This window comes from uncultured Dialister sp. (genome assembly GCF_900538805.1).
Classification (GTDB): Bacteria; Bacillota; Negativicutes; order Veillonellales; family Dialisteraceae; genus Dialister.
Map to the genome: position 1 here is coordinate 1 of NZ_UPZP01000022.1, position 26,793 is coordinate 26,793.

Sequence of the window (26,793 nt, forward strand, 5' to 3'; positions counted from 1 at the left end):
GTACAACCGGGCCTGCTGCCCGTTGGAAATGCACCCCTTTGGGTGCTGCGCACCACTTCCCCCGGAGGGGGAAGTCTGCTCTATGCTCAGCTCCTGAACTCATAAGCATCTCAAAGCTTAGCGCCGCTAGAATCTGCCCCTCCGGGGAAGACGCCGCCGCAGGCGGCAGAAGGGGTGCATTTTCTTCGTGCCACAGGCGCGGTTGTGAGGTTTTTCCCTCGCCCGTAAGGGCGGTTGTACGGTCTTATCCATACTGGCGGCGGAGCCGCCCACCACATCCCCTCACGCCGAAGGCGTGTCCCAAAGGGAGCTCACCACGGTGGAGCCCAGGATGAGGATGGCGCCGGCCAGACCGGCGCCGCCCAGGGGTTCTCCCAGCCAGCAGGCGGAGAGGATGATGGCCACGATGGGGTCTATATAGCTGAAAAGGGCGGCGGTCTGAGCGTGGAGGCCTGCCATACTGCCGAAGTAGAGGGTATAGGTAATGCCTGTATGGACGATGCCTACGGTCAAAAGAAGGATAACCGTCAAAGGCGCCCAGGGCAGGGTAGAAAGATTTTCCGTAAAAAGAGTATAGGGCAGAAGCACCAGGGACGCCAGCCACAGCTGGGTAATGGTCATGTCATAGGCACTGATGTCCTTCAAAAACTGGTTCAGCAGCATCACCGACGCATAAAAAGCCGCCGCCCCCAGGCCAAAGCCGATGCCCTTGAAGGTCACCCCTTCCCCCGGTTCCGTAAGGACGCCGGAAATGAGGACCATGCCTGCAAAGGCAGAAAGGGCGCAGAGAAATTTCACCGCCGTCAGTCTTTCCTTCACCACAAAGGGCGATGCCAGGATGACAAAGACCGGAGCCATGTAGTAGGACAGGGTAGCAGTGGACACGGTGGTATAGCGGTAGGCCTCAAAGAGAAGAATCCAGTTCACCCCGATGGCGGCGCCGGAAAGAAAAAGAAATTTGAAATTCCGTTTCACCGCTTCCCTGGAAATGAAAGAATGGCGGAGAAAAACCACCAGCAGAAGGAAAAGGCTGGCCAGGATGCCCCGGGCCTCTGCAATCACCGTGGACGGCAGGGGAATGTACCGAATAAAAATCCCCAGGGTGCCGAAAATCATCATGGCAAAAATAAACCGGCCCTTGGCCCTCATGGTCTCTTCCTTCATACGCCCTCCCTGAAGGGTCTCCCCTTCGCTTCCATACTGCTTTGTATCAACGAAATAGTATTTTTATTATACACTCCCCATGGGGAAATGGAAATATAAAAAGGGCCGCTGCGCGGCCCAGGTTCAGAGGGTTCAGAGTTTCAAAGGGTTCAGAGGGTTCAAAGGGTTGTGGTATCGCCCTTTGGGCGATGAGTTTATATGCCGCCTGTCGGCGGCAACGCTGCCTATCGGCAGCGAAAACCAAACAACCTCGCTTCATCGGTCGGGCGATTCATAGGAAGGTCCTTTTGTGTGCAGGCTAAGGCCAAACTTCGCCCGACTTGGAGACCCTCTGCAGGGTCTCCACAACAGAAATGCACCCCTTCTGCCTACGGCACCTCTCCACGGGAAAGCGTCTCACGAAATTTTCAGTCGCCTTGTGGCTCCCTACAAATTTCGTTCGCTTGCCACCCCGGAGGGGGAGGTTTGCTCTCCGCTTCTCTTAGTGCTAACTTAAGTCGCTCATTGTATAGCGGCGCTAGGAGTTCCCCCTTCGGGGGAAAGGTGGTGCGTCAGCACCAAAAGGGGTGCATTTTCCTCGCGCCAAAGGCACGGTTGGCCTGTTTTCCCACGGGCGAAAGCCCGGTTGTATGGTTTTATCATACTGGCGCCCTTCTAAGGTGTAAAATGCACCCCCTCTGTCGCCTAAAGGCGACGTCTCCCCCATTTATAAGAAAGGGGAAATTGTAAGAGGTAAATCTTATTTACGCCCATCACCCTCGATCCCGATCTTCGATCCCTGCTCTATTGCCTCACTTCTCTCTCCCCTCACATGACTCCAAACTCTACCCACCAGTATACCAGAGGATAGAGTACGAAGAGGAAGGCCAGGGTGGTGGTGACGAAGGAGGATTCCGCCAGATCCACATTGAGACCGTAGAGCTGGGAGGCAGCTACGGCGAAAATGGCTGTCGGTGCGCCGGCGGAGAGGATTACGCAGGTCATCATGGCGGGGTCTGTCACAAAAAGGGTGGTAAGGCCATAGAGGATGGCGGGCAGGAGAATGAATTTCACAGGGAAAATAGGCCAGAGCTTAAAGGCATAGGTACCCACGCTGCCCAGGTGGAGGTCGTAACCCACGGGCATCATTCCCATCCAGGCGCTCATGTGGATGAGGATGGTAAAGAGTGTGCTCACGGCCTGCGGTCTTTCCACATGAAATCCGGAAAGCAGGAGACCCGCGGCCACTCCCAGGGCAGGAAGCTGGTTCGGCGTAAGAAGGAGCTTGATAAAGCTTGTCCTTTTCGTTTCCATCGTCCGCTGTGCTCCCATTTCATAAAACCGCTGGGCCATGGGGAAGCAGAAAAGCACAATCACCAGTATCTGGGGCACCGCAATAAGCTGTACATAGGCAAAGCCCTTCTCTCCGTAAAGCACGTAGGCGCAGAGGCCTGCCAGGGTGCCGATATTTCCCAGCATCATGGAAATCATGTAACTTCCCTGGTCCAGAGGGTTTTGGAAACGGTTTTTCTGGAAGCTGTAGAAAATGAGGACCGGAATGAAGCAGATGGGGATGATGGAAATGGGAAGCCACAGGAGCTCTTTCGTCACATGGACAGACCAGAAGGACACCAGGGACAGGAATGTAGCCACGCACACCACATTGGCCTTGATAACCATGCGGAGAATCTCCCGGGAAAGCCCCCATTGCCGAAGCGCCATGCCCAGAAGAAGGGGCAGCAGGATGTCTGCAAATACGATAAAAAAGCGGCTGTCCATAGGTCCTCCTCCTTTCTTTTCCGCCGGAATCTTTTCCTATTATATCACTGCCCGGAATCCGCAGTACGGCCCGGGTTCATAGGGGTTCATAGGGTTCATAGGGTTTTAGAAAAAATTCAGCGTTTGGCACTACGGGGAGTCTGATTGTCTGACGTCTATCCTGCTTTCTATTTTCTCCCCTTAACTTCCCACAAATCCTCAAAGGGAATCTTTACTCCTGCCAGACAGAGTTTCCGTCCAATGCTGTCCACCATTTCCACAGTTCCCTGCAGGCTGCGGTAGTGGTCTTTATCATAGAAAACCACTTCCACCCGGTCCTTTTTCTTCAGGCAGCCCACCGTTTCATCCAGCGCCGCCGCCCGATCTTCGGAGAGCGGCCTTTTTTCTTCCTTTTCCCTCCCGCTTTCTGCCAGGAGGACGGCGTAGCCGGAAAGTCCGTCGAAGGGGAGGAACTGGCGGGCTCTTTTTGTGCTACTCATGATGACCTCCTATAAGACTGTTCCTGCTTCTGAGGGTGGCCTTGGGAAAATAGTTCATCCCCCGAAGCAGTGCATTTTTTCCGAATTTTTCTTTCATTTCCAGCATCACCATTTCCACCTTTTTCTGCTTTTCTTCTTCCTCCGGCGAGCGGAAGAGGGAGAAACGGCGGGGCACGGAGGAAGCAGGCGCCACATTGTCCAAACTCATACGGATGGTGCGGATGCCCTCCCCGCGGGCGGCCTTGTCCCGGTAAAGGCGGCTGAATGCCTGCCATATGTCTTCCGGCACGTCGGTATAGCCATCCAGTTTCCGGCTGCCGCCGGTCCCCTTCCGTGTCCGTCCGGAATAACCTACGTAAAGGGAAATCCCCCGGGCTGCCAGCGTTTCTGCCAGCAGCTGCTGAATCAGCACCTCCGCCATTTCATAGACCAGAAGCAGTCCCTCTTCGTAGGTGTAATCCTCAAAAAGCACCTGCCCCGTGCTGATGGAACGGTTCTCCGGCCGGTAGGAGCGGATGTCCTCCAGGGTACAGGATTCCCGGCCGTGGGCGTGGTCGATGAGGTACTCCGCATTGACGCCGAATTCCCGATAAAGCACCTTTTCCGGAAGGAGGGTTACGCCGTAAAGGTCGTATACCCCGTATTTCTCAAGGCGCCGGGCAATACCATGCCCTATGTTCCAGATATCCGTAATGGGCCGGTGATGCCACAATTTTTCCCGGAAAAGGGTTTCGTCCAGGTAAGCGATGTGCTCCGGCACATGCTTGGCCACGATGTCCATGCCGATTTTTGCCAGGAACAGGTTCGTCCCCACGCCGGCGGTGGCACAGATGCCGGTTCTGTCATACACCGCCTTCATCATCATGGATGCCATTTCCATGCCATTCTTCCCGTAGAGGGAGAGGTATGGCGTCACGTGGACAAAGCATTCATCAATTGAATAGGGATACACGTCCTCTTTAGCGAAAAGGGTGAGGTAGGTCCGGTAAATATCGGCAGACACCTCCATGTAAAGTCCCATATGGGGCGGTGCAATCATGTACTTCAGGGAAGGGGGAATCTCAAAAAGGCGGCACCGGTTCCGCACTCCCTTAGCCTTCAGCCCCGGACTCACCGCCAGACATAGGGCACCGGGCCCCCTGGTGGGATCCGCCACCACCAGGTCCGCCGTAAAAGGATCCAGCCCCCGGGCCGCGCACTCCACTGAAGCATAGAAGCTTTTTAAATCGATACACACATATATCCGCTCTCCCATAGCTTCCTCCATCAAACTTATTTTTGTGAAATAAACGTTCTGATTCTATTATAGAATGACTGTTCGATACGTGCAATGGAACATTGGATTAGAAATGGAGAGGAAGCGCCCATGGAGCCACTGCGTGGCAGGGTTCAAAGGGTTCAGAGGGTTCAGAGGGTTCAGAAGGTTCAGAAGGTTCAAAGGGGAAGGTATCGCCCTGCGGGCGATGAGTATATAATTTCGCTTCGCGAAATGGAAAACCAAACAACCGCCCTACGGGTGTAAAAAGCGAGCAAACCGGGCTTCACCCGTCGGAAATGCACCCCTATCCCCGCCTGCGGCGGTACTTCCCCCGGAGGGGGAAGTCTACTCTCCGCTTGCCTTAGTGCTAACTTAAGTTGCTCATTCTATAGCGACGGGAAAAGTCCCCCCTCCGGGGGGAAGGTGGTGCGTTAGCACCAAAAGGGGTGAATTTCCCACGCGCCAAAGGCGCGGTAGTATGGTTTTTCCACGCCCGCAGGGCGGTTTTAAAGGTTTTATCCATCAGTAAGGTCAGCATTCTGCTGAATTAGCCACCTCCGGTGGCTTTTCCCCCTTTGGTGCCTTACGGCACCACCTTTGCCCCGGTGGGAAGCGTGTCACTGGATTCTCAGTCGCCCAAGGGCTCCCTACGAATCCAGTTCCCTTGCCACCCCGCTGTGCGGGGGCACAACAACCCGTGCTTACTATAGAGAAACTTATGGATGAAATGCCTCGCGGAGCTTTATTGTCCCACCGCTTGCGGGGAGGAAGGTGGTGGCGCCAGCCACCAAAAGGGGCCGCTTTTCCATCGCCCGACAGGGAAGTCGGCTTGTTTTCCAACGGGCGAAAGCCCGGTTGTAAAGGTCTTATCCAAACTGGCGCCTTTTTAAGGTATAAAATGCACCCCCTCTGTCGCCAATGGGCGACGTCTCCCCCATTAATTGGAAAAGGGGCGATTGTTATAGGTAAAACTTATTTACGCCTGCCACCACCCTCACGCCGAAGGCCTGTCCACTACAAAACCGCAGTGCGTAGGGATGCACTGCGGTTTTGTCTGGGGAAAAACTATATGGATAGGGACATAGCAGGGTCAGGGGACTGCTCGTCCTGTCCTATCCACGGAATTCCCCGTTTCCTCTTGGGATAGGCTATGCGCTTTTTAAACTATCAAGCGAAAGGAACCCATTTGCCGTCTTTAACTTCCAGCACGTCCAGGTCCATCTTCGGATCGCGGTTCTGGTCAAATTCGAATTTGCCGGTAGCGCCTTCGAAGTTTTTGATATTAGCCAGGGTGTCACGGAATTTCTTTCTATCGGTGGTGGTGCCGGACTGTTCCACAGCCTGGTGGATGACGTACATAGCGTCATAAGCCTGGGCAGCGAACTGATCCGGTTCGTGACCGTATTTAGCAACGAAGGCTTTGCGGAAGTTCTGGGCCTTGTCGGTCTTTCTTTCCGGATTCCACGGTGTAGCTACGAGGGTGCCGTTTGCTGCATCGCCGGCCTGCTGGATGTATGCCGGGCTGTTAAAGCCGTTGTTGCCGATGACAGGCTGGGTCATACCCATTTCACGAGCTTTCTTAACGATGAGAGCGCCTTCCTGATAGAGGCCTGCTACGCAGATCACATCAGGGTTGGCAGCCTGAATCTTGGTGAGCTGTGCGGAGAAGTCGGTATCTTTATCTGCGAAGGTTTCGGTAGCTACTACTTCTACGCCCATCTTCTTCAGTTCTTCCTGGTAAATATCGTTTTCACGAACCATCTGGTCGTTGTTATTGGAATAAAGAACGGCTACTTTCTTGAATCCCAGTTTATCATGCGCTTTTTTCAGGGTAACCGGAATAGCCAGTTTGCCGGGGATTGCATTTCTGAAGATGTAGTCGCCGATGTCGGTGATGCCGGTGGCGGTGGTGCCGGTGCCGAAGGCTACGACTTTGGACTGCTGGGCAATGGGGCCAGCTGCAAACATTTCGCCGGAGGTCATGGGGCCTTCGATAGCAAGAACTTTATCCTGTTCAATGCATTTCTTAAAAGCATTGATGGCTTCGGATTTATTCAGCTTAGTATCGTAGGTCTTGAGGTCGATCTTTACCTTAGTGTTTGGATCCTTGTTGATTTCTTCAACGGCCAGATCAACGCCGTCTTTCATGGCCTGGCCATAAGCTGCGCCGGGGCCGGTATAAGCGGTTACGAAACCAAGTTTTACAGTCTGTCCGCCGGCAGCGCCGCTGGCAGCTGCCTTCTTATCTCCACCGCATCCTGCAAATGCGCCTGCCATTACTGTTAATGCAGCAGCTGCTGCCATTCCTTTTAACCATTTTTTCTGCATAGTTTATCCCTCTTTCAAAAAAATAATACCAAACGTAGATGAAACGGGAAAATAAAAACCTCCGCCGGTGTTTCCACCGGCGGAGGCGCTTTATGCGCGGTACCACTCCCACTTATCACTTACGGACTGCAAATTAACCGGTACCACCTATAAGAAAAGCCCCTACCTTCATCAGAAGATAGGGGCGATTATCGCGGTACCACCCTACATTATACTTGTAGTCCTATTCGTAACGTGAATGAACGCCTGCACCTACTTGTTTCGGTGTAAGAGCTCTCGAGGGATATTATGAATGCTGCCATCTACCGGTTCGCACCATACACCGGCTCTCTGAAGATTAACTCAGCAGACCTTTTGTCTCGTTCATAGCTTGTTTCAGTTCGTTTGGTTATCTGAAGATGTGTATATAATAACCCCCTCTTGTCACTCTGTCAAGTACTTTTTTGGGGAAATTTTGGGGAAATAGTATTCATAGGGCTCAGAAGGGTTTACCGCCCCTTGGGCGTGGAAGGTTCTTAAGATTGATGGGCCTAGGGCCCAAGGGTTCTTAGGTTTGACGGCGCCTAACGGTCAGTCGATTAAAAGGAAAGCCCTTTTATGGGCAGGCTAAGGGCCAACTTCGACTGACTTGCACATTCTCTGCAGAATGTGCACAGCCCGAGGGTTGTGGTATCGCCTGCGGCGATGGAGTTTGTATGCCGCCTTAGGCGGCAGCGCTGCCTTTGGCAGCGAAAACCGTAAAACCTCGCTTTGCTCGTGGAAATGCACCCCTATCCCCGCCTACGGCGGTACTTCCCCCGGAGGGGGAAGTTTGCTCTCCGCTTTTCTTAGTGCTAACTTAAGCAGCTCATAGCATATTGGCGCTGAGAGTTCCCCCCTCCGGGGGAAAGGTGGTGCGACAGCACCAAAAGGGGTGCATTTTCAGCGCCCGAAGGGCGGTTTGCTTGTTTTCCCCGGGCGAAGGCCCGGTTTCAAAGGTTTTATTTATACTGGCAGCGAAGCCGCCCACCACAACCCTCACGCCAAAGGCATGTCAAACTTTAGCCCCTTTAGAACCTTCGGTCCGAAGGGCCGTCACTCCTCACGGCCGCAGGCCGCATTCCTACCACTTCATTTCCATACCTGCAAACCAGGAACGGCCGTGGATGTAGAGTGTGTCTATTTCCCTGTCCAGCAGGTTATAGAGGCCGAAGGCAGCGGTAAGGCTTTTGCCCCAGTGTTTTTGGAGAGAAAGGTTCAATTCGTTCCAGCTGTAGTTTCTGTCATCGAAGTAGAAGTCCTTTTTAAGTGTGGACCAGACCATGCCGGAGAAGCCGTAGGGGTCTTTACTGTCGTAGGAAAGGGACAGCATGGCGGTGTGGCGGCTGCGATTGGGGAGTCGGATGTCTTCGGAACTGTCCCTGCCGTCCAGGTAGGTGTAGGTTCCCCGCACTGTCCAGCGGGGAGAAAGGGCATGGGAAATTTCTGCTTCCAGGCCCTTCAGGTCCGCTTTCTTCCTGTTTACATACCTGTATCTCATGGCATCGCCTTCATAATCGATGAGGTTCTTCACTTTCTGTTGAAACCATGAAATCTGCCACGCCGTCTTTCCTGCCTGCCCGGAAAGGCCGGTGTCAAAGCTTTTGGAGGTTTCTGCTTTGAGGTCCGGATTTCCGTCCACCGTGCCCCCCATGTGGTCCAGGTGGATATACCTTTCACTGATGGTGGGCGCCCGGAAGCCCTTGCCGTAATTGGTTTTCCATGTCATGTGGTCATTCAGCCTGTACGAAAGGCCTGCCGCCGGTACGCCGATGAAGCCGTAACTGCTGTCCCGCTCAAATCGCAGGGACGGGCAGAAGGTGAGGCGGGAGTTTATGTCCCAGATATCGGACATATAGAAGGCGCCGCTTGTCTGGTCGTGACCTTCTTCGCCCTTGCTTCCGCTGCCGGAGTAGGTTTCATGGGAAAGTCTGGTGCCGGTGTAGGTGCTCCTTTCCCATTCGCCGCCGAAGGTGAGGCTGTGGCTGCCAAAGGTCATGGTATTTCTTCCGCTGAATCCCCAGAGTTCATAGAAAGCGCGGTCGTAGTCCCAGGGTTTGAAGTGATTTTCCAGTTGCGGAATCGCAAACTTTTGCATATAACGCGGGAATTCTTTCATTTGTTCATTGAAATCGGGCCGTCCGTTCCAGGTTTCGCTGTATTTCCTGAGGCGGCTGTAGTAGGCCTGGCCGCTGTATTCATTTCTTTCTGTCTTTCCTTCGTAGGTAAGGGAGGTGTCCCACTGGGTCCTTTCGGTGCGGCTTTTTTCATCTTTCTGGAGCACCACGTTCCCGCCAGAAAAGTTCATGGAGGCACCAGAAAAGCTCATGGAGGCATCGGAAAAGCGCATGTCCGTGTCCTCGTCAAAATAGTCCGCCTTGAAGCGAAGTGTATTTTTCGCGCTGTTTTGGAAATCATAGAGCACGTCCAGCCCCGCATAGCGGCGGATGCCGTAGGAAGGCACGTCAAAGCCGTCGTAGTGAATGCTTCCGAAATAGCTGTCCCGCCGGAAAGAAAGGGGCCTTACTTTTGTTATCCTTCCGCTGACGGCCAGATGGAAGGGGCCCTCCCCCTTTGGATCCTCATGGAAATACAGTGTATTTTCCCCTTGTCCCAGACGGAATCCGCCGCTGCTTTCGCTGCTGCCCGGTTTCTTCGTTTTAATGTTAATGACGCCGCCCATGGCGGATGAACCGTAGGAAACGCCATCGGCGCCGCGGATAATATTGATTTCCTCCACCTGGGACAGGTCAAAGCGCTGCAGAAGGGTCATGTTTTTGGAGGACGCCGTGTCCTCATCGGCCAGACGGTGGCCGTCCACAAGGACCAGGGTCTGGCTGCTGTTCATGCCACGCAGCATGAGCTGGTTACTGCCCATGACGGACCGACTGTCCTGGCTTCCGGAGGAAAGATCCACGCCCAGTGCCGTAGAAAGGGCTTCCACCACATTGGAGGCGCCCATGCGCTCCATGTCCTTTTCTGTAATGGTCTCATGGGGCAGAAAGGCGGTATCTTTGATTTTATTCTGTTTCTCCGCCGTCACCACGATACCGGGAAGTGTATAGACCTCTGCTCCTGCTGCCGCAGGAACGAGCGCCAAAAGAGCTGTGAGGTAGATTTTTTTCATTGGGTTCTCTCAGTTTCCAAAAAGGAGAATCTCTCCATGCCAAACAATAAAAGATACAATCCATGCCACCACGCACTGGAAAGCCACCATTTCCAAAGCCCAGCGGGTGCCGTTTTCCCGGCGCACGGAGGCAATGGTGGCAATGCAGGGCGTATAGAGGAGGCAGAAAATCAGGAAGGAAAAGGCTGCCATGGGAGTGAGCGCCGTTTTCAGGGCAGCCACACTGCCATAGAGCACGGAAAGGGTGGCTACCACGCTTTCCTTTGCCATGAATCCGCAGATGAGGGCGGTGGACATTTTCCAGTCCCCGAATCCCAGCGGCGAAAAGAGGGGCGCAATCCAGCCGCCCAGAAGGGCCAGAATGCTGTTTTTACTGTCCTCCACCATGTTGAGGGTCACGTCAAAGCTCTGCAGGAACCACACAATAATGGTACCCACGAAAATGACGGTGAAGGCACGTTCAAGAAAATCCTTTCCCTTGTCCCACATGAGACGGCCCACATTTTTCGCTCCCGGCATGCGGTAATTGGGGAGTTCCATGACAAAGGGCACCGCCTCTCCCTTGAAGAAGGTGTTCTTGGAAAGGAGAGCCACCAGCACCGCCATGCATACCCCCGTCAGGTAGAGTGCCGTCATCACCAGACCGCCGGTATGGGGGAAGAAGGCCGCCGTAAAGAAGGCATAAATAGGCACCTTGGCGGAGCAGCTCATGAAGGGAATGAGCATGATGGTCATGCGCCGGTCCCGAAGGGACGGCAGGGTCCTGGTGGACATGACCGCCGGCACGGAGCAGCCAAAGCCGATAAGCATGGGCACGATGCTCCTTCCGGAAAGGCCGATTTTACGGAGGAGCTTATCCATGACGAAGGCCACCCTTGCCATATATCCCCCGTCTTCCAGAATGGAAAGGAAGAAGAAGAGGACCATAATAATGGGAATGAAACTTAAAACACTGCCTACGCCGGTAAAAATGCCGTCCACCAGAAGGGACTTCACCGCTCCGTTCACCCCCGCCGCCGTGAGGGCACTGTCCACTTCTTTCGTCAGGGCATCGATACCGCTGGCCAGAAGGTCCTGCAGGAAGGCGCCGATGACGTTAAAGGTAAGGTAAAATACAAGGCCCATGATGAGGATGAAAATGGGAATGGCCGTGTATTTTCCGGTCAAAATGCGGTCCATCTTCCGGCTCCGGGCGTGCTCCCTGCTTTCCTTCGGCTTCACCACCGTCTCGTCGCAGAGGCGCCGGATGAAAAGGAAACGCATATCCGCCATGGCAGCGGCGTGGTCCAGTCCCCTTTCCTCTTCCATCTGTTTAATGATATGGCCTATCATTTCCTTTTCATTTTCTTCCAGATGGAGGGCCTCCTCCACCAGATGGTCCCCTTCCACCAGCTTGCCTGCGGCAAAACGTACCGGTATGCCCGCTGCTTCCGCATGGTCCTGGATGAGGTGCATAATGCCGTGAAGGGCCCGGTGCACCGCGCCCCTGTGGTCCTCGGGACTGCAGAAATCCCGGATACCCGGCTTTTCCCTGTACCTGGCCACATGCACCGCATGGCGCACCAGCTCCTGCACTCCCTGGTTCTTGGCGGCGGAAATGGGAACCACCGGAATCTGCAGGATTTCTTCCATTTCATTAATGAGGATGGAGCCGCCGTTCTTCTCCACCTCGTCCATCATGTTCAGCGCCAGCACCATGGGCACGTCCAGTTCCATGAGCTGCATGGTGAGATACAGGTTCCGTTCCAGATTCGTGGCGTCCACAATGTTGATAATGGCGCTGGGCTTCTCTTCCAAAATAAACTTGCGGGACACGATTTCCTCGCTGGTGTAGGGAGACAGGGAATAAATGCCCGGCAGATCCACCACTTCGCAGTCCGGATGGCCCTTGATGAAACCGCTCTTTCGGTCCACCGTGACGCCGGGAAAATTACCTACGTGCTGGTTGGAGCCGGTGAGCTGGTTAAAGAGGGTGGTTTTCCCGCAGTTCTGATTTCCTGCCAGCGCAAAAACAAGCTTCCCCTCCACCGGCTTCGCGTCGTGGTAAGGCGAAAGCTCATGCACCCGCCCCGGTTCCCCAAGGCCCGGATGCTTGACCTGTGTCGGACTCTTCATGGGCTTTTCCTCCAAGTCCCGGTCCCGCACATGGTCGATTTCTATTTTTTTTGCATCTTCCACCCGAAGCGTCAGCTCATAGCCCTGCACCATGAGCTCCATAGGGTCTCCCAGAGGCGCAAACTTGATAAACGTCACCTCCGCCCCGGGAATGAGACCCATGTCAAGAAAATGCTGGCGCAGAGGTCCCTCTCCGCCAACCGCTGTCACATCTGCCGCCTTCCCCTGGGGCAGTTCATCCAATGTCATTCCTATCTCTCCCTTGTAATACTTCTTTTTTATGTTATGGTACCACGATTGGGCGGAAGGTTCAAAGGGAAAAGGCGCCGCAGTGCGGCGCCTTTTCCCTTTGAAAGGTTGACGGGCCTATGGCCCGGGGGTTGTGGTAGCCGCTTCGCGGTAGTTTTTGAAAAAAGGGGCGCGCCTTACGGCGCAGGTTGGGACCGCCTGACGGCGGCGGGTTGTGTAGAAAGGTTGTGTTCGCTTTCGCTCAGGGGGGAAGGTGGCGGCTCCGCCGCAGTATTTAGCCCCCTTCCTTAGGAAGGGGGGTGGCCCCTAAAGGGGAAACGACTCACTACATTTTGCGCGTCGCTGGCGCTCCTTCAAAATGTGTTCGCTGTGCACGCCGTTAGGCGACGGAGGATAGGGGCGTGGATTAGACGATAGAAGTCAGAAATCAGACGTCAGACTATGTTACGGGACTGCCTTCCCGCCCTCATCGTCATTCTGAGCCGAAGGTGAAGAATGGTCGGTCGACCAGCTAAAAGGAAAGCCCTCTTATGGGCAGGCTAAGGGCCAACTTTGGTCGACTCGCGCATTCTATGCAGAATGCGCGCAGTCCAAGCCGCTTATGAGACAATCGGTAGTAAATACCGGTCGGCGGGAAGGCTGCCGATTGACAGTCAGCCCAGAATCTTTCGGTGTTCCTCAGGGCTTCGCCCAGCTCCTTTCTGAGAAAGGAGCCTGCGTTACGGGATTGCCTTCCCGTATCATATGGCATGATAAACATTCTGCTGATTGGCTCACTGCGTTTGCCCCCCTATCCCGCTTCGTGGAACTTCCTCCACGGGAAAGCATGTCACTAGATTCGTAGGGAGCCCTTGGGCGACTGAGAATCCAGCGACACGCTTTCCCGTGGCGAAGGTGGTGGCGCCAGCCACCAAAGGGGGAAGGCTTTTCCATCGCCCGCAAGGGCGGTTGTTTGGTTTTATAATAACCGGCGGCGAAGCCGCCCACCACAACCCTCGGCCCCTCAGGGGCCGTCAAACCTGAGAACCCTCGGGCGCAGCCCTGTCAAACTTCGGGCCACGGGGCCCGTCAACCCTCACACCTAAAGGGGAAACGACTCACTATGATTTGCGCGTCGCTTTGCTCCTTCAAATCATGTTCGCTGTGCACGCCCGAAAGGGCGTGTCCGCGTGTCCGTAAAGCCGCCTTCTCATAGGCTTTTTCAAAGCATGGCACCGGCACGCCCGCTTCTTTTCCCATTTTGACCATTCTTCCCAGAATCATTTCTGTTTCCGTATCTTCCGTTTTCTTTCCATCCTTTAAATCCCGATAGAGGGATGTGACAGTGTCGCCGGGGAGGGAGTCGAAGAGGGCCAAATAGTTTTCTTTATAGGTTTCCGGAAAAATGACGCCTTGGGCTCTGGCCACGGTAATCACTTCTTCCACCGCTTCCGCCACGATTTTTCTGTAGTTTTCCTGGCGGCGCACTTTGCCTGCGGGGCCGTCGAAGAGACAGAAGAGGGCGCTGTTGGTTCCCATGAGGGCGTATTTTTCCCAGCTGTCCAGACGAATGTCATCGGTCACTTCTGCCGGAATGCCTGCTTTCTGCAGTATATCCGCCAGGTCGTAGAGAATGGGCCGGTTCTTCCCGTCCTTCATGCCCATCACCACTTTTCCGCTGCCTGCGGTCTGCACCACGTGGCCCGGCTTTTCCATATGGCTGAATACGCGTATAGTGCCGTCGGCTATAAAGCAGGGCGGAAGGAGGGGCGCCATGAGGTCCGATACAAGGACGCCGTTTAAGAGAGGCACCACCACCGTGGAATTTCCTACCATGGGATCCATGTCATGGCAGGCGTTGATAAGGCCATTCCCTTTGCAGGCAAGGAAGATGACATCCATTTTTCCAAAGGATTTTCCATCCTGTCCCATGCCTTTGGGCCAAACTTTGAAATCCCCCAGAATTTCCGAGGTCACATGGAGCCCTTCTTTTTCTATGGCTTCCCTGTTCTTTCCCCGGACGTAGAAATACACATCAGCCCCTGCCCTTGCCAGGGCGCCGCCGATGAAGCTTCCGATACCGCTCATGCCGAATATGAGAATCCTCATGATTTCCTCCTATTTATGAAATCACTGATTCCTTAAAAAAAATTACGGATAATGTCGCTGGCCAGGTTCAGCCCGCCCCGTCCTGCATCGCTGCCGGAGGCGGTCATGGTGACCATGTACCGGGAATCGCCGTAATATCGAAGGAGGTAGTGTTTGCTGTGCTTTTCATTTCCTTCAATGCCAAGGACTCCCAGTTTCCTTTTCGTGTTCTCATCAAGGCCCCGGTATCCTTTCAGCGCCACCTTCACCGCTTCGGAGCGCCGTTTCGGTTCACCGCTCACCGGATTGGCATGGATAAGGTCATCCAGAATATCCGCCCGCCGGGTGCCCTTCTTCATATCCTTCCGGGCGGATTTCAGGATGTCCATCAGGATTTCATGTCTTTCACCGGGATAGAGGTCCTTTTCCTCTCCTGCCGCCAGAAGTTCTGAATTCGTGGGCGTGCCGGCCTTCCGTGCTCCCTCCAGCCTGCCCTTCAGCATGCGGTTCTCACTCAGCAGTTTCGAGACTTCTTCTTCCATTTCTTCCAGCTGCCGTACATACGCCATCACCACTTCTTCACTGCTCTTCATGGCTCTCTCCCCTCTATGAAATCACGATGATTTTCTTGTTATGATGAAATCAGTCCGGAATCTCCGGATGCTCGTAAAGCTCTTCCAGGTCCTTTTCCAGATGGGTCCTGATGGTTTTTTCCAGATCCGGTATGGTCTTTGCATCGTACTGGTGGATAATGCCCGGAATGCCTTTGGCCCGCAGTTCGCCGTAATATTCATCTCTGTATACATTGTAGAAAAAGAGGATGCCCGTCTCCCTTTCCCTGCATTCATAGGACGCAATAATGTAGGAGCCGTTGAGGCCCAGGAGGGGCCGGGAGGGTTCAATCACCCGTTCATAATGGCCGATGACCGGCGGAAAGAAGGAACTGTAATCCCACGCCATGAATCCCTTTCCCCGCACCAGGACAGACACATTTTCCCGGTGGATAAGTTCCTTTGTAATGTACTTCGGCGTCAGGAGTTTCATATTTCGTTTGAATTCCTCGAAATCGCCGGTAATGAGCTCGATTTCCGTGAAGGTCACAAGGCGCAGGTCCGATTTCACCATGTAATCCATGGTTTCCTCATCAAACAGGGCCCGCACCTGCCATCCGGTTTCTTCATTTTCCCAGCAGAAGGCAAAATAAATCCGTCCTTCCTGCCGATCCAGCCGTTTAAGCCTGTACCCCTCAATGTTGACGGGCAGCTCCTTTTCAATGTCCCAGTCCAGGAATTTCTGCCGCCGCTCTGCCCTTTCCTGTTCCAGCTTATCTTCTTTTCCCATGCTACGTTCCTTTCTTCTCCGCTTCCAGCCTATCCCTTGCGGAAACCACGGATTTCACAAATTCCCTGGTTTCCGGGAAGGGAATCTTATCCATGTCGGAAAAGCCCTCCGGCCAGTGATTTTTTTCTATCCATTCATCCACATTGCCGCGGCCCGCATTATAGGCGGCCAGGGCAAAGACCTCATTATTATGGTACTCTTCCAAAAGATAATTCAGGTACCAGGCGCCCAGGGGGATATTCTGCTCCGGGCTGGCCAGATTGTCGGAGGGCAGGCCGCTCTGCTCGGAAATCCAATGGGCCGTATCCGGCATGAGCTGCATCATGCCTACGGCGCCTACATGGGACACCGCCTTTTCGTTAAATTTGCTTTCCGTCAGTATCACCGCCTCCAGCAGGCTGGGAGAAATCTGCTCCTCCGACGCACACTGGACGATGATATGGGACACCTGCTCACTGGGTTTCAAAAAGCGGATATTATCCACCAGAAACAGGAAAAGCACGCAGAGAAGCGCAGTCAAAAGAGTAAACACCATAGCGCCGGTGTTTCCCTGGTGCCTCTGTACCTCTTTTTTCCTGCGTTTCAATGCGATTCTCATACTTCTTCCATTCCTTTGGGAAATTGAAATCCCGGTACATGCTTCAGTGCTTCCCGCACCTGCCGTCTCGTATCCTCTACGGAGCGGCTGTTATCGATAATCACGTCGGCGTAATTCATCTTATTCATGGTGGGCATCTGCTTTCCGATGCGCTCCATGACCTGCTTCCTGGTGAAGCCGTCCCGGGAAATCACCCGGACAATCTGCACCTCCAGGGGTACCTCCACCAGCCACACCTCTTCTACCCGAAGCTGCCAGCTGATTTCCAGAAGGAGCGGCATATCCAGCACCGCCACCGAATACCCCGCTTCCTGGGCGCGGATAAGCTCCTCCCTGGTGCGGTACCAGATGTAGGGATGGATAATGCCGTTCAGCTTCTGCCTTTTCTCTTCATCATTAAAAACGATTTCTCCCACCTTCAGCCGGTCCAGGCTGCCGTCGGGAAGGAAAATATGGGGACCGAAGGTTTCCCGCAGCCGGTTCATGGCCAGACTCCCGGGGATCACCGCCTCCCGGGCCAGCTTGTCCCCGTCAATGACAGGAATGCCTAATTCATGCATATAGGAGGACACCGTGCTTTTACCGCTGCCGACGCCTCCGGTTAATCCGATACGATACATAATACTTCCTTTTTATAAAATGTTCTCTAGTGAGCTGGTGAGCTAGTGAGCTAGTGGGCAGGTAAACTAGAACACTAGAAAACCAGTCCACTAGTACACTAGTACACTAGTACACTAGCACACTAGCACACTATTTCGTTTCCGCCCAGTTCTTTCCTTCGTTCACGTCTGCCACCAGGGGAACTTTAAGAGTGACTACGGACTCCATGGTTTCCTTCAGAAGTTTTGCGATTTCTTCTTTTTCCTCGTTCACCACTTCCGCCACCAGTTCATCGTGTACCTGGAGGAGCACCCGGCTCTTATAGCCGCCTTCCTTCATTTTACGGTACACCTCAATCATGGCCATTTTCATGATGTCCGCCGCCGTGCCCTGGATGGGGGTGTTCATGGCGGTCCGTTCGGCGAAGGAGCGGCGGTTGAAGTTTTTGCTGTTAATATCCGGCAGCTCCCGATATCGTCCGAAGAGGGTGACGGCGCGGCCCGTTTCCTTTGCCTTTTCCACCATGGACTGCATGAAATCGTGGATACTGGGGTAGCGCTTGAAGTAGGCGTCAATGTAGTCTGCTGCCTGTTTCCGCGGAATGCCAAGCTGCTTAGCCAGACCGAAGTCGCTGATGCCGTAGATGATACCAAAGTTGACAGCCTTGGCGTGGGAGCGCTGCTCCGGCGTCACGTCTTCAAAGGGAATGCCCATGACTTCTGCCGCCGTTCTTCTATGGATATCTTCTTGATTGATGAATGCCTTGATCAGGCTTTCATCTCCCGACATATGGGCCAGCACGCGAAGTTCTACCTGGGAATAATCGGAGGAAATGAAGCAGTCATAGCCTTCTCCCGGCACGAAGAGGGAGCGGATTTTCTTTCCCTCCTCCGTGCGCACCGGAATGTTCTGCAGGTTCGGGTCCGAGCTGGAAAGACGGCCTGTGGCGGTGACGGTCTGGTTGAAGGACGTATGAATGCGTCCCGTCTCCGGATTAATCAGCTGCGGCAGCGCTTCCAGATAGGTGGAAACCAGTTTCGAAAGGGTCCGGTAGCGAAGGATGTTCTTCACCATGGGATAGGACACCGCCAGTTCCTCCAGCACGTCGGCGGCGGTGGAATAGCCGGTTTTCGTCTTCTTTCCGGCGGGCATACCCATTTTCTCAAAAAGGATATGGCCCAGCTGTTTCGGGGAATTCAGGTTGAAGGCCTCTCCCGCTTCCGTGAAGATGTCCTTCATCAGGATACGCTCTTCCTTTTCCATTTCCTCCTTCACAGCCCTCCACTTTTCCTGGTCCGTGGCAATGCCGGCCTTCTCCATGGCCGCCAGCACCGGCACCAGGGGCTGCTCCACCTTTTGAAAAAGGGAAAGCACGCCGTTTTCGGAAAGCTTCTTTACCGCCTCTTCATAAAGGGACGCCAGGAAGAGGGTAATGCAGCAGCCCTTTTCCTTCCTGTCGTCCAAATCGTCGGGATAAATCACGGCCTTTCCGAAGAGGCCGGCAATGTAGGACAGGGGATAGGTCACCCTGGTGGGATCCAAAAGGTAGGCTGCCAGGGAAATATCGAAGAAGGGAATATTTTCCGTGGGGAAATCGGATTCCAGGAAAACTTTGCTGTCCTCCACCACCACCGCTTTAGCTTCCTTCATGGCTTTGGCGGCAGACGCAAAATCTTCCTTATGAATCAGCCAGGCATGGCCGTCGGCAGAAACTACAACTTCCTCCGTCTTAAAGAAGGGCGCCCTGCCGGACAGATGGGCCCAGAGGCCTGCCGTTTTCCCCTGCAGGGAAACAGAGGAATTCCAGATTTCCACGACCGGAAGGGCTTCTTCATTTTCCTCCTTCTTCACCTGGGACAGCTCCTGGAAACGGGGAAGCTCTGCAAACTGCTTCAAAAGGTTGATTCCCAGTTTTCCAAAAAGTTCCTTCATCTCCGCCAGATGCACCGGCTGCTTCATATCCTCCAGCGGCGCATCCAGAGGCACGTCCCGCTTGATGGTGGCCAGTTTGTAGGAAAGATAGGCCATGTCTTTATTGGCGGTGAGCTTCTTTCCCCGGGCCCCCTTGATTTCATCTACATGGGCATAGAGATTGTCCAGATTCTTATACTCCGTCAGAAGCCCCAGGGCCGTTTTCTCCCCTATGCCGGGGACCCCGGGGATATTATCCGCCGTATCCCCCATGAGGGCCTTCATGTCAATCACCTGGGAAGGGGTGATGTGGTACTTTTCAAAAATCGCCTCCGGCGTCATGACCGCCATATTGGTAATGCCCTTCTGGGTGAGAAGCACCGTGGTGCGGCTGCTGGCCAGCTGCAGTGCATCCCTGTCGCCGGTGACAATATCCACCGGAAGCTCCTTCTCGTACCGGGCGGACAGGGTGCCCAGGATGTCGTCGCCCTCATAGCCGGGGATGCTGTACACCGCCACCCCCAATACGGAAAGCACATCGAGAATCAAATCAAACTGAGGCACCAATTCCGGCGGCGCCGGCTTTCTGGTGGCCTTATAGTCCGTAAACATATCAGTACGGAAGGTATGGCGGTCCTTATCAAAGGTGACTGCCATGTACTCCGGATCCAAATCCCGGTACAGTCCCAAAAGCATGCGGAGAAATCCGTACACCGCATTGGTGGGGATACCCTCCGGCGACGTCATGGTAGGCGGCAGGGCAAAAAAGGCGCGGTACAAAAGACTGCTGCCATCAATAATAACCAGTTTCTTCTTCATAATTCCTCCTTCTGCCAGGGCAGAAATCAGTATAGGAAAATCGGAAATTTCGCATAAAGTCATTTCTTATTATAACATATCTATAATATGGGTTCAGAGGGGGAAAGGGTTCGTAAGATTGACCGCCCCCATGGGCCGGAGGGTTCTTAAGTTTGACAGCGGCTTCGCCGTGCACAGCGAACATGAGTTGCACTAGCGAACTGGATTTGTAGGGGAGCGGCAGCGACCTGAAAATCCAGTGAGTCAGTGACAGCAGAGGATGAAGGAGCACAGCGACGCACAAATCATAGTGAGTCGTTTCCCCTTTAGGGGCTGAGGGTTATGGTGGCGGCTCTCATGGACACGCCTGCGGCGTGAGGGTTCAGAAGGTTCAAAGGGTTCTTAGGTTTGACGCGCCTTTGGCGCGAGGGTTGTGGTAGCCGCTTCGCGGCAGTTTTTGAAAAAAGGGGTGCGGCTGCGCCGCAGGTTGTGTAGAAGGGTTGTGTTCGCTGACGCTCAGGGGGAATATATCGCCTTTGACGGTGAGTTTTATGTGCCGCCAAAGGCGGCATCCCCCTTCCACCACTATCGCGGTCCCCCTCCCCCATGGATGGGGGAGGCAAGTGCGTTACGTGCTTTTTCCCCTGCTTCAGTGCACTATAAAAGACCGGTTTCCCGGCCTTTTGCAAAAGATTCCTCCCTGTCATGGGCGGCTGAAATAATCTTTCCACATATCTTCATAGGTCAAAAGATGGATGCGGGTATTTCCTTCTGCCGCCTTAAGAACGGATTTCGTAAATCCCTGTCTGGAGAAAAGATACAGTTCCTTTTCTGCAAAGGAAAAGAGACCGCTTCTTTCCACCAGGGTATGAAGTATGGGGAGGTCAATTTTTTCATTGGTCCATTTACATTCCCCAAAGAGGGCATGTGTTTTGTCCTCTATGCCCATAATATCGATTTCCGTCTGTTTTTTACGAACAGGGTCATTTCCCCACCATCTGCCCAGGCTTTGGAAAAGGATGGGACTTTCCCCTTCCAGCATTTTTCCCCACAGGTATTCCTGGCATATCTGTTCGAATATAGCACCCATGTATTCCGGGATGGAGGGAGCAATTCGCTTCCAGGCCAGTTCATCGGCGCCTCTCTCAATCAGGGATGTATTGGCTGGTATGAATCGGTACCAGAAGCGGAACATATTGTCATCAATACGGTAAATGCTCTTCCTTCCGCTCTTTTCCCCATAGGGTGTTTCTCTCTTTATGATTCCCAGTTCCATCAAGCTTTTCATATAGGTGCTGCAGGTGCTGGTGGTTTCACCTGTTTTGGAAGCAATTTCTGAAAGCCTTGTGGCGCCGCCGGCCACTGCAGAAATCATGGCATTGTACATGGACGGTTCCCGCACTTCCTGCTTGAGCAGGTTTTCCGGTTCTTCATAGAGAAGGGACGCGGGATTCAGAAAGCTTTCCTTCACATTCTCTTCCAGTGTAAGGCGGGAGTCCATTTCCAAAAGGTAAGGTGCCGTACCGCCGGTCATCCCGTAAATGACAGCCTGGTCTTCCGGCGAAAAGCCGTGAAGGAAAAGGCAGCATTCCCTGAAGGAGAATGGCAGGATTTTAAGCTGGGCCGTTCTCCTTCCATAGAGAGGTGATTTATAAGCCAGCACTTCATCTTCCATATAGGACATGGAAGACCCGCACAGAATAATCATGAGACGGGAGTTGTCCCGATACTGGTCAATGAGCCTCTGCAGGATGGAGGAAAGCCCCGGCGACGTGCGGGCAGCATAGGGGTATTCATCAATGACAAGGATGATCCTTTCTTCTTTGGCCATTTGAAATACGGCTTCCAGGGCATCCTGAAAGGACGCATACAGGGGGGCCGGGCCTTCTCCTCGATGAAACCCATGGATGGCATCACTGAAATTTTGGAGGTTCTGTTTTTCGTTGGATTCAATGCCCATGAAATAAATGGCCTTTTTATCCCTGATAAATTCCCGGATAAGGGAAGTCTTCCCTACCCGGCGCCGACCGTAGATAACGGCCATTTCAAATCGGCGGGATCGATATAATTTTTCCAATGACTGCAATTCTTTTTTACGTCCGATAAACATGGCACACCCTCCTTTATTTCCAGTATAGGCAGCCGGCGTAATTTAGTCAAGTACGATTTAGTTGAGTACGATTGACTAAATCATACTTGACTACTTTTTTCATGCAAGAGAAAGGGGACAGATTTCTCTGTCCCCTTTCCCGGATCGTGTTACAACCTGAACGGCTGTTATATTGGTCACTGTTTCTTCTTGCCGCCCAGATATGCCGCCATGACATCCGGGTTGCTGGCAACTTCCTGCGCCGGGCCTTCCATGACGATTCTGCCCGTTTCCATAACGTAGGCATAATCGGCAATCTGGAGGGCTTTACGCGCATTCTGTTCTACAAGAAGAACAGTAGTACCCATTTTGTTAATGTCCTTGATTACATCAAAGATCTGCTGTACCACCAGGGGAGCAAGGCCCATGGATGGTTCGTCCAGAAGCATGACTTCCGGTTTGGCCATGACAGCGCGGCCGATGGCCAGCATCTGCTGTTCGCCGCCGGAGAGGGTGCCGCCGAACTGGTTCTGTCTTTCAAAGAGGCGGGGGAACCGTTCGAATACCTTGGACAGGTCTTCTTTGATTCCTTCGGGGTCCTTTCTCTGGTAGGCCCCCATTTCCAGGTTTTCGCGGACCGACATATTCTGGAGAATCTGCCGTCCTTCCGGAACGAGGACAACCCCTTTCTTTACGATATTGTGGGTCTTCATGCCGGCAATAGATTCCCCTTTGAAGAGGATGTCGCCGGCAATGGGTTTCATGATGCCCATAATGGTTTTCATGGTGGTGGACTTACCGGCACCGTTGGCGCCGATAAGGGTGACAATCTTTCCTTCCGGTACGGAGAGGTTGATGCCTTTCAAAGCTTTGATGTTGCCGTAGGCAGCTTCTACATTTTTCAGTTCAAGAAGCATCATTCATCCTCCTTTCCGAGGTAGGCTTCAATAACCTTTGGATTGTTCTGTACTTCTTCCGGCACGCCTTCCGCCAGTTTTTTACCGAAGTTGACTACCATGACATGGTCGCAGAGGGTCATGACCAGGTGCATGTCGTGTTCGATGAGGATGATGGTGGTACCGAATTTTTCGCGGATATTATGAATCAGTTCAGTGAGGGCCGCGGTTTCGCTGTCGTTCATGCCGGCTGCCGGTTCATCAAGAAGCACCAGCTTGGGCTGGGTGGCCAGGGCTCTGGCAATTTCCAGTTTTCTCTGTTTGCCGTAGGGCAGTTCCGTAGCCAGACGGTCTGCGTCTGCTTCAAGGCCTACAAACCGCAGGAGTTCCATGGCCTCTTCCCTTGCTTCCTTTTCTTCCTTCTTCTGGGCGGAGGTGTGGAGGAAGCTGGCCAGAAGGCCCGATTTCAAACGGTCATGATGGCCGACGAGGATATTTTCCAGCACCGTCATGCCGGAGAAAAGGCGAATGTTCTGGAAGGTACGGGCAATGCCCATATTGATAATCTGGTAGGGTTTCTTTCCTTCGATGGACTGTCCGTCGAAGAGGATATCCCCTTCCGTCACCTGGTATACGCCGGTGATCAGGTTGAAAATGGTGGTCTTGCCGGCGCCGTTCGGTCCGATGACGCCGAAGATTTCTCCTTTTTCCACGGAGAAGGACATATTGGAAACAGCAGTCAAACCGCCGAACTGTTTCACTACGTTTTTCATTTCAAGAAGCATTACTGATTTCCTCCTTCTGCAGAAGCTTTCTGCTTTTTGCTGAATTTGCGGGAAATCCATTTCACAGCGTCATAGGAAAGGATGCCGTCAGGACGGAAGGCCATGAGGGCTACCAGCATGAGGCCGTAGATAATGTCTCTGTATTCCGCCATGGCGCGGAGAGATTCCGGAATAATGGTAAGCACGGTGGCGCCCAGGATGGAACCCCAGAGAACGTTGCTGCCGCCGAATACGGTGTAAACCAGGATATCAACCACCTTGTTCCAGGAGAAGTCGGTGGGGCTGATGAAGAAGGTGGCATGGGCATAGAGGGCACCTGCTACGCCGGCGAAGAAGGCACTGAAGAGGAAGGCCATCATCTTGTATTCCACCACGTTGATGCCGGTGAGGGATGCGGCGTATTCATCTGCCTTCACAGCTGCCCAGGCGCGGCCGATGCGGGAATGTTCCAGACGGTACCAGAAGGTGACCACTGCAATGACGATGATAAGAAGGACGATGTTCATCACCAGCTGGCCGCCGGTCTGGGAGTCGATTTCCAGAGCGTCCAGAAGGCCCATGTCGCTGGCGTAGTCGGAAAGAACGCTGGCCATGGAGGGAATGCCGGAGAAGCCCAGGGCACCGTGGGTGATGTCAAGGTTCAGGGCAATAACGCGGACCACTTCGCCGAAGCCCATGGTGGCAATGGCCAGGTACAGACCGCGGAGACGAATGGTAGGCATACCGATAATCAAAGCAACGAAGGTGGCAAAGAGGCCGCCCATCACAATACCCACCGGCATGGGAACGCCGTACTGGGTGGTAACAATAGCAGAAGTGTAAGCCCCCAGGCTCATAAAGCCTGCATTGCCCAGGGAAAGGATACCGGTGCACACGGTCATGTAGACGGTGAGAGCCAGGATAATGTTAATGCATACAAAGGTGAATACCTGCAGGAAGTAGCCATTTAAAATTTCATCCATTACGGTCTGCCTCCTTTGCCTGCCTTGGAGAACAAGCCTTCAGGGCGAATGAAGAGAATGAGAATGATAATGCCAAATGCCACCGCATCGCGGTAGGTGGAAGAGCCGTAGGCCACGGCGAATACTTCCGCAATGCCCAGGATGAAGCCGCCGGCCATGGCGCCTTCCACATTGCCAAGGCCCCCCATGATGAGCACGGCCAGACCCTTGAGGCCCATGGATGTACCCATGGTAGGTTCGATGGCGTTGAAGGAAAGTCCGATGAGCACACCGGCTGCAGCGCCTAAGGCAGACGCCAGCATGACGGTGAAGGTAATGATGCGGCTGGTATTGATACCCAGGAGGCCTGCGGTCTCCGCATTTTCAGAGGTCGCTCTCACTGCTTTGCCGATTTTTGTCTTGTTCAGCATAACTGTAAGGAGAGCCATGAGGACCACGGCGGTGCCCAGGGAAATAATCTGGATACCGGAGATTTTAAATACACCGAAGTCCATGAGGCCGTTCCCGAAGGTAGCCGGGAACGAACGGGTCTGGGGCCCCCAGACCATAAGTGCCACGCTTTCCAGGAAAGTGGACACACCGATAGTACTGATTAATGGAGCCAGATGAGTAACTTTGCGGCGGCGGAGCGGACGGAGTGCAAAGATTTCCAGTCCATAACCTAATACGGCACCGCCGATCATGGCGCCGATGAGTGCCGGGAAAATGCCCAGTCCCGCTTCCGTTACCAGAAGCAGGCCGATGTAAGCGCCGATCATAAAGATGCCGCCATGTGCCATGTTGACGATGTTCAATACGCCGAATACCAGCGTATAGCCGATGGCAATGACCGCATAGGCGCTTCCCAGCGTTAAACCGTTGACAAGCTGTTGAAAAAACACGATCTTCAATCCCCTTTCCAAAATAAGAAGGCCCATGCCTTCATTTCTATGAAAGAACGAATGGTATAAAAAACGCCCCTGCTGCAATCTGGCGTCATTGCAGCAGGGGCGAATTGGAATCCGCGGTACCACCCTGTATTTATCACTCACTGATTTTGGAGTATTTCAAATGGCCCATAAAAAACGCCCCTATTTCCTTTCGGAAATAGGGGCGACATGCGCGGTACCACCCTACATTATACTCTGTCATCATCATCCGTAACGTGGATAAACGCCTCTGTTTACTATGTTCAACAAAGGGGCTCACAGGTGATAGTCAATATTGGAATGCACCGGCTTGCACCATCCGCCGGCTCTCTATGCCATGGACCAATATATCCCTTGTCCCGATCATCGCTTGTAAGGCCTGTAACGCAGGCGGCGTCGAAAACTACTTGGTTCATTTTCGAAACTCCCGGGTGAGCTTCACTCCTATCCGCCGCTGACTCGCACCAGCCGTCAGCTCTCTTGGCGCTTCATGGAATGCATATCCCGATCCTTGCCATTCGTTCTTTCGTGTTATGGTTGATATTATACTGCCTTGATGAAAAAAGTCAATAGGATTTTTGAAATAAATCTGTAAAGCTTTGGTGTCATTGACGGCAGGCGCCGCCATGCCTCCTCTCCATATTACCTTTTTCCCCGATTTATGATAAAATCACTGTAACACGGAGCGGAAGGCTCTGATGAAGGAGGATACTATGTTACACCAGGTTTCTATTTTCACTGCCAATACCAAAGGCGCATTAAGCAAAATGACCGCCATTCTGGCTAAGAACGACATCAATATTTACACCATGCTGGCCACGGACAGCGCGGAATTCGGCATTGTCCGTCTTATTGTGGACAAATCGGAAGAAGCCAGGAAGGCCCTGGAAAAAGAAGGCTACCAGTGCCGGGTGGACCTGGTGCTGGCGGTGGATATGAAATCCGATAAGCCCGGCACCCTGGACCATATCCTTTCGGACCTGCAGAATGCCAACGTCATGATCCGCTATCTCTATATTTCCTTCGACCGCCGAAGCGGCTCACCCATTGCGGTGTTCTCTACCACCGAATCGGAAACGGAAGCCTTCCTCAAAGGAAAAGGCTACCACCTGATGGACCGCTTCTAACAAACTTTGAAACTGCGGAAACCCGCAGTTTTTTTATTTCACTTTTTCATCATGCTATAATAAGAGAGAGAATGCAAATGATTCTCTAGGGAAGCGCTGATTAAATCGTTATCGGATTTCATTCTTGTATTTTTATTTAATGCAAGGAATCAGTCGACGCGAATAGCGAGCTATTTAAGGAGACTGATGACGCAGCATTGGATAAAAATACATAT

19 protein-coding genes and 2 other annotated features are annotated in these 26,793 nt (G+C 53.3%); of the genes, 1 reads left to right on the forward strand and 18 read right to left on the reverse strand.

Annotated features, from left to right (window positions below):
• Positions 1-282 precede the first annotated feature (282 nt).
• From QZQ29_RS03465 to QZQ29_RS03550, 18 genes are all read right to left on the reverse strand, one after another.
• Positions 283-1,164 carry a DMT family transporter gene (locus QZQ29_RS03465; RefSeq protein ID WP_296959706.1) on the reverse strand — a complete coding sequence of 294 codons (882 nt, stop codon included), beginning with the start codon at positions 1,162-1,164 and terminating at the stop codon, positions 283-285.
• Between the two features lie 807 nt (positions 1,165-1,971).
• On the reverse strand, positions 1,972-2,922 hold the full coding sequence (locus QZQ29_RS03470; RefSeq protein ID WP_296959709.1) for a hypothetical protein: 951 nt from the start codon (positions 2,920-2,922) through the stop codon (positions 1,972-1,974).
• A gap of 167 nt (positions 2,923-3,089) precedes the next feature.
• Positions 3,090-3,401 (reverse strand): hypothetical protein, encoded by a 312-nt coding sequence (locus tag QZQ29_RS03475; RefSeq protein WP_296959712.1) that lies wholly within the window; start codon positions 3,399-3,401, stop codon positions 3,090-3,092.
• A complete protein-coding gene (locus tag QZQ29_RS03480) occupies positions 3,394-4,656 on the reverse strand; it encodes a DNA repair protein (RefSeq protein WP_296959715.1) in 1,263 nt (420 codons plus the stop codon). The genes QZQ29_RS03475 and QZQ29_RS03480 overlap by 8 nt, the downstream gene beginning before the upstream one ends.
• A gap of 1,170 nt (positions 4,657-5,826) precedes the next feature.
• The gene (locus QZQ29_RS03485; protein ID WP_296959718.1) at positions 5,827-6,987 is read right to left on the reverse strand and encodes an ABC transporter substrate-binding protein; all 1,161 of its coding nucleotides are present in this window, start codon (positions 6,985-6,987) and stop codon (positions 5,827-5,829) included.
• A 177-nt stretch (positions 6,988-7,164) separates the two neighbouring features.
• Positions 7,165-7,363 (reverse strand) — a binding site (T-box leader).
• Positions 7,364-8,089: 726 nt separating this feature from the next.
• Positions 8,090-10,132 carry a TonB-dependent receptor gene (locus tag QZQ29_RS03490; protein ID WP_296959721.1) on the reverse strand — a complete coding sequence of 681 codons (2,043 nt, stop codon included), beginning with the start codon at positions 10,130-10,132 and terminating at the stop codon, positions 8,090-8,092.
• Positions 10,133-10,141: 9 nt separating this feature from the next.
• A complete protein-coding gene (gene feoB / locus QZQ29_RS03495; protein ID WP_296959724.1) occupies positions 10,142-12,496 on the reverse strand; it encodes a ferrous iron transport protein B in 2,355 nt (784 codons plus the stop codon).
• A gap of 1,068 nt (positions 12,497-13,564) precedes the next feature.
• Positions 13,565-14,584, reverse strand: coding sequence for a ketopantoate reductase family protein (locus QZQ29_RS03500; protein WP_296959727.1), 1,020 nt, complete (start codon positions 14,582-14,584; stop codon positions 13,565-13,567).
• 32 nt (positions 14,585-14,616) lie between these two features.
• Positions 14,617-15,156, reverse strand: coding sequence for a hypothetical protein (locus QZQ29_RS03505; RefSeq protein ID WP_296959731.1), 540 nt, complete (start codon positions 15,154-15,156; stop codon positions 14,617-14,619).
• 49 nt (positions 15,157-15,205) lie between these two features.
• The gene (locus QZQ29_RS03510) at positions 15,206-15,904 is read right to left on the reverse strand and encodes a hypothetical protein (RefSeq protein ID WP_296959733.1); all 699 of its coding nucleotides are present in this window, start codon (positions 15,902-15,904) and stop codon (positions 15,206-15,208) included.
• A gap of 1 nt (position 15,905) precedes the next feature.
• Positions 15,906-16,502 carry a lytic transglycosylase domain-containing protein gene (locus tag QZQ29_RS03515; protein ID WP_296959735.1) on the reverse strand — a complete coding sequence of 199 codons (597 nt, stop codon included), beginning with the start codon at positions 16,500-16,502 and terminating at the stop codon, positions 15,906-15,908.
• Entirely contained in the window at positions 16,499-17,122 is a 624-nt protein-coding gene (gene coaE, locus QZQ29_RS03520; RefSeq protein ID WP_296959738.1) for a dephospho-CoA kinase, read from the reverse strand. Before coaE ends, QZQ29_RS03515 begins: the two co-directional genes overlap by 4 nt.
• 130 nt (positions 17,123-17,252) lie before the next feature.
• On the reverse strand, positions 17,253-19,832 hold the full coding sequence (gene polA, locus QZQ29_RS03525; RefSeq protein ID WP_296959740.1) for a DNA polymerase I: 2,580 nt from the start codon (positions 19,830-19,832) through the stop codon (positions 17,253-17,255).
• Positions 19,833-20,514: 682 nt separating this feature from the next.
• On the reverse strand, positions 20,515-21,921 hold the full coding sequence (locus QZQ29_RS03530; RefSeq protein WP_296959744.1) for an ATP-binding protein: 1,407 nt from the start codon (positions 21,919-21,921) through the stop codon (positions 20,515-20,517).
• Between the two features lie 176 nt (positions 21,922-22,097).
• On the reverse strand, positions 22,098-22,820 hold the full coding sequence (locus QZQ29_RS03535; RefSeq protein ID WP_296959746.1) for an ABC transporter ATP-binding protein: 723 nt from the start codon (positions 22,818-22,820) through the stop codon (positions 22,098-22,100).
• Entirely contained in the window at positions 22,817-23,581 is a 765-nt protein-coding gene (locus QZQ29_RS03540) for an ABC transporter ATP-binding protein (RefSeq protein WP_296959747.1), read from the reverse strand. Before QZQ29_RS03540 ends, QZQ29_RS03535 begins: the two co-directional genes overlap by 4 nt.
• Positions 23,581-24,543 (reverse strand): branched-chain amino acid ABC transporter permease, encoded by a 963-nt coding sequence (locus tag QZQ29_RS03545; RefSeq protein ID WP_296959750.1) that lies wholly within the window; start codon positions 24,541-24,543, stop codon positions 23,581-23,583. The genes QZQ29_RS03540 and QZQ29_RS03545 overlap by 1 nt, the downstream gene beginning before the upstream one ends.
• Positions 24,543-25,424: a branched-chain amino acid ABC transporter permease gene (locus QZQ29_RS03550; RefSeq protein ID WP_296959752.1), complete on the reverse strand. Its 882-nt coding sequence runs from the start codon at positions 25,422-25,424 to the stop codon at positions 24,543-24,545. The genes QZQ29_RS03545 and QZQ29_RS03550 overlap by 1 nt, the downstream gene beginning before the upstream one ends.
• A gap of 101 nt (positions 25,425-25,525) precedes the next feature.
• Positions 25,526-25,827: a binding site (T-box leader), on the reverse strand.
• A 337-nt stretch (positions 25,828-26,164) separates the two neighbouring features.
• On the opposite strand from QZQ29_RS03550, the gene QZQ29_RS03555 reads away from it, so the two are divergent.
• Positions 26,165-26,578, forward strand: a complete 414-nt coding sequence (locus QZQ29_RS03555) for an amino acid-binding protein (RefSeq protein ID WP_296959755.1) — start codon at positions 26,165-26,167, stop codon at positions 26,576-26,578.
• The last annotated feature ends 215 nt before the right edge of the window (positions 26,579-26,793 follow it).

Excerpts from the sequence above, each read along its gene's own strand:
- QZQ29_RS03470 (WP_296959709.1), bottom strand. The coding sequence starts at position 2,922 with ATGGACAGCCGCTTTTTTATCGTATTTGCAGACATCCTGCTGCCCCTT.
- feoB (WP_296959724.1), bottom strand. The coding sequence starts at position 12,496 with ATGACATTGGATGAACTGCCCCAGGGGAAGGCGGCAGATGTGACAGCG.
- QZQ29_RS03465 (WP_296959706.1), bottom strand. The coding sequence starts at position 1,164 with ATGAAGGAAGAGACCATGAGGGCCAAGGGCCGGTTTATTTTTGCCATG.
- QZQ29_RS03475 (WP_296959712.1), bottom strand. The coding sequence starts at position 3,401 with ATGAGTAGCACAAAAAGAGCCCGCCAGTTCCTCCCCTTCGACGGACTT.
- QZQ29_RS03540 (WP_296959747.1), bottom strand. The coding sequence starts at position 23,581 with ATGCTTCTTGAAATGAAAAACGTAGTGAAACAGTTCGGCGGTTTGACT.
- QZQ29_RS03555 (WP_296959755.1), top strand. The coding sequence starts at position 26,165 with ATGTTACACCAGGTTTCTATTTTCACTGCCAATACCAAAGGCGCATTA.
- QZQ29_RS03505 (WP_296959731.1), bottom strand. The coding sequence starts at position 15,156 with ATGAAGAGCAGTGAAGAAGTGGTGATGGCGTATGTACGGCAGCTGGAA.
- QZQ29_RS03530 (WP_296959744.1), bottom strand. The coding sequence starts at position 21,921 with ATGTTTATCGGACGTAAAAAAGAATTGCAGTCATTGGAAAAATTATAT.
- QZQ29_RS03485 (WP_296959718.1), bottom strand. The coding sequence starts at position 6,987 with ATGCAGAAAAAATGGTTAAAAGGAATGGCAGCAGCTGCTGCATTAACA.
- QZQ29_RS03515 (WP_296959735.1), bottom strand. The coding sequence starts at position 16,502 with ATGAGAATCGCATTGAAACGCAGGAAAAAAGAGGTACAGAGGCACCAG.
- coaE (WP_296959738.1), bottom strand. The coding sequence starts at position 17,122 with ATGTATCGTATCGGATTAACCGGAGGCGTCGGCAGCGGTAAAAGCACG.
- QZQ29_RS03480 (WP_296959715.1), bottom strand. The coding sequence starts at position 4,656 with ATGGGAGAGCGGATATATGTGTGTATCGATTTAAAAAGCTTCTATGCT.
- QZQ29_RS03535 (WP_296959746.1), bottom strand. The coding sequence starts at position 22,820 with ATGATGCTTCTTGAACTGAAAAATGTAGAAGCTGCCTACGGCAACATC.
- QZQ29_RS03490 (WP_296959721.1), bottom strand. The coding sequence starts at position 10,132 with ATGAAAAAAATCTACCTCACAGCTCTTTTGGCGCTCGTTCCTGCGGCA.
- polA (WP_296959740.1), bottom strand. The coding sequence starts at position 19,832 with ATGAAGAAGAAACTGGTTATTATTGATGGCAGCAGTCTTTTGTACCGC.
- QZQ29_RS03545 (WP_296959750.1), bottom strand. The coding sequence starts at position 24,543 with ATGGATGAAATTTTAAATGGCTACTTCCTGCAGGTATTCACCTTTGTA.
- QZQ29_RS03510 (WP_296959733.1), bottom strand. The coding sequence starts at position 15,904 with ATGGGAAAAGAAGATAAGCTGGAACAGGAAAGGGCAGAGCGGCGGCAG.
- QZQ29_RS03500 (WP_296959727.1), bottom strand. The coding sequence starts at position 14,584 with ATGAGGATTCTCATATTCGGCATGAGCGGTATCGGAAGCTTCATCGGC.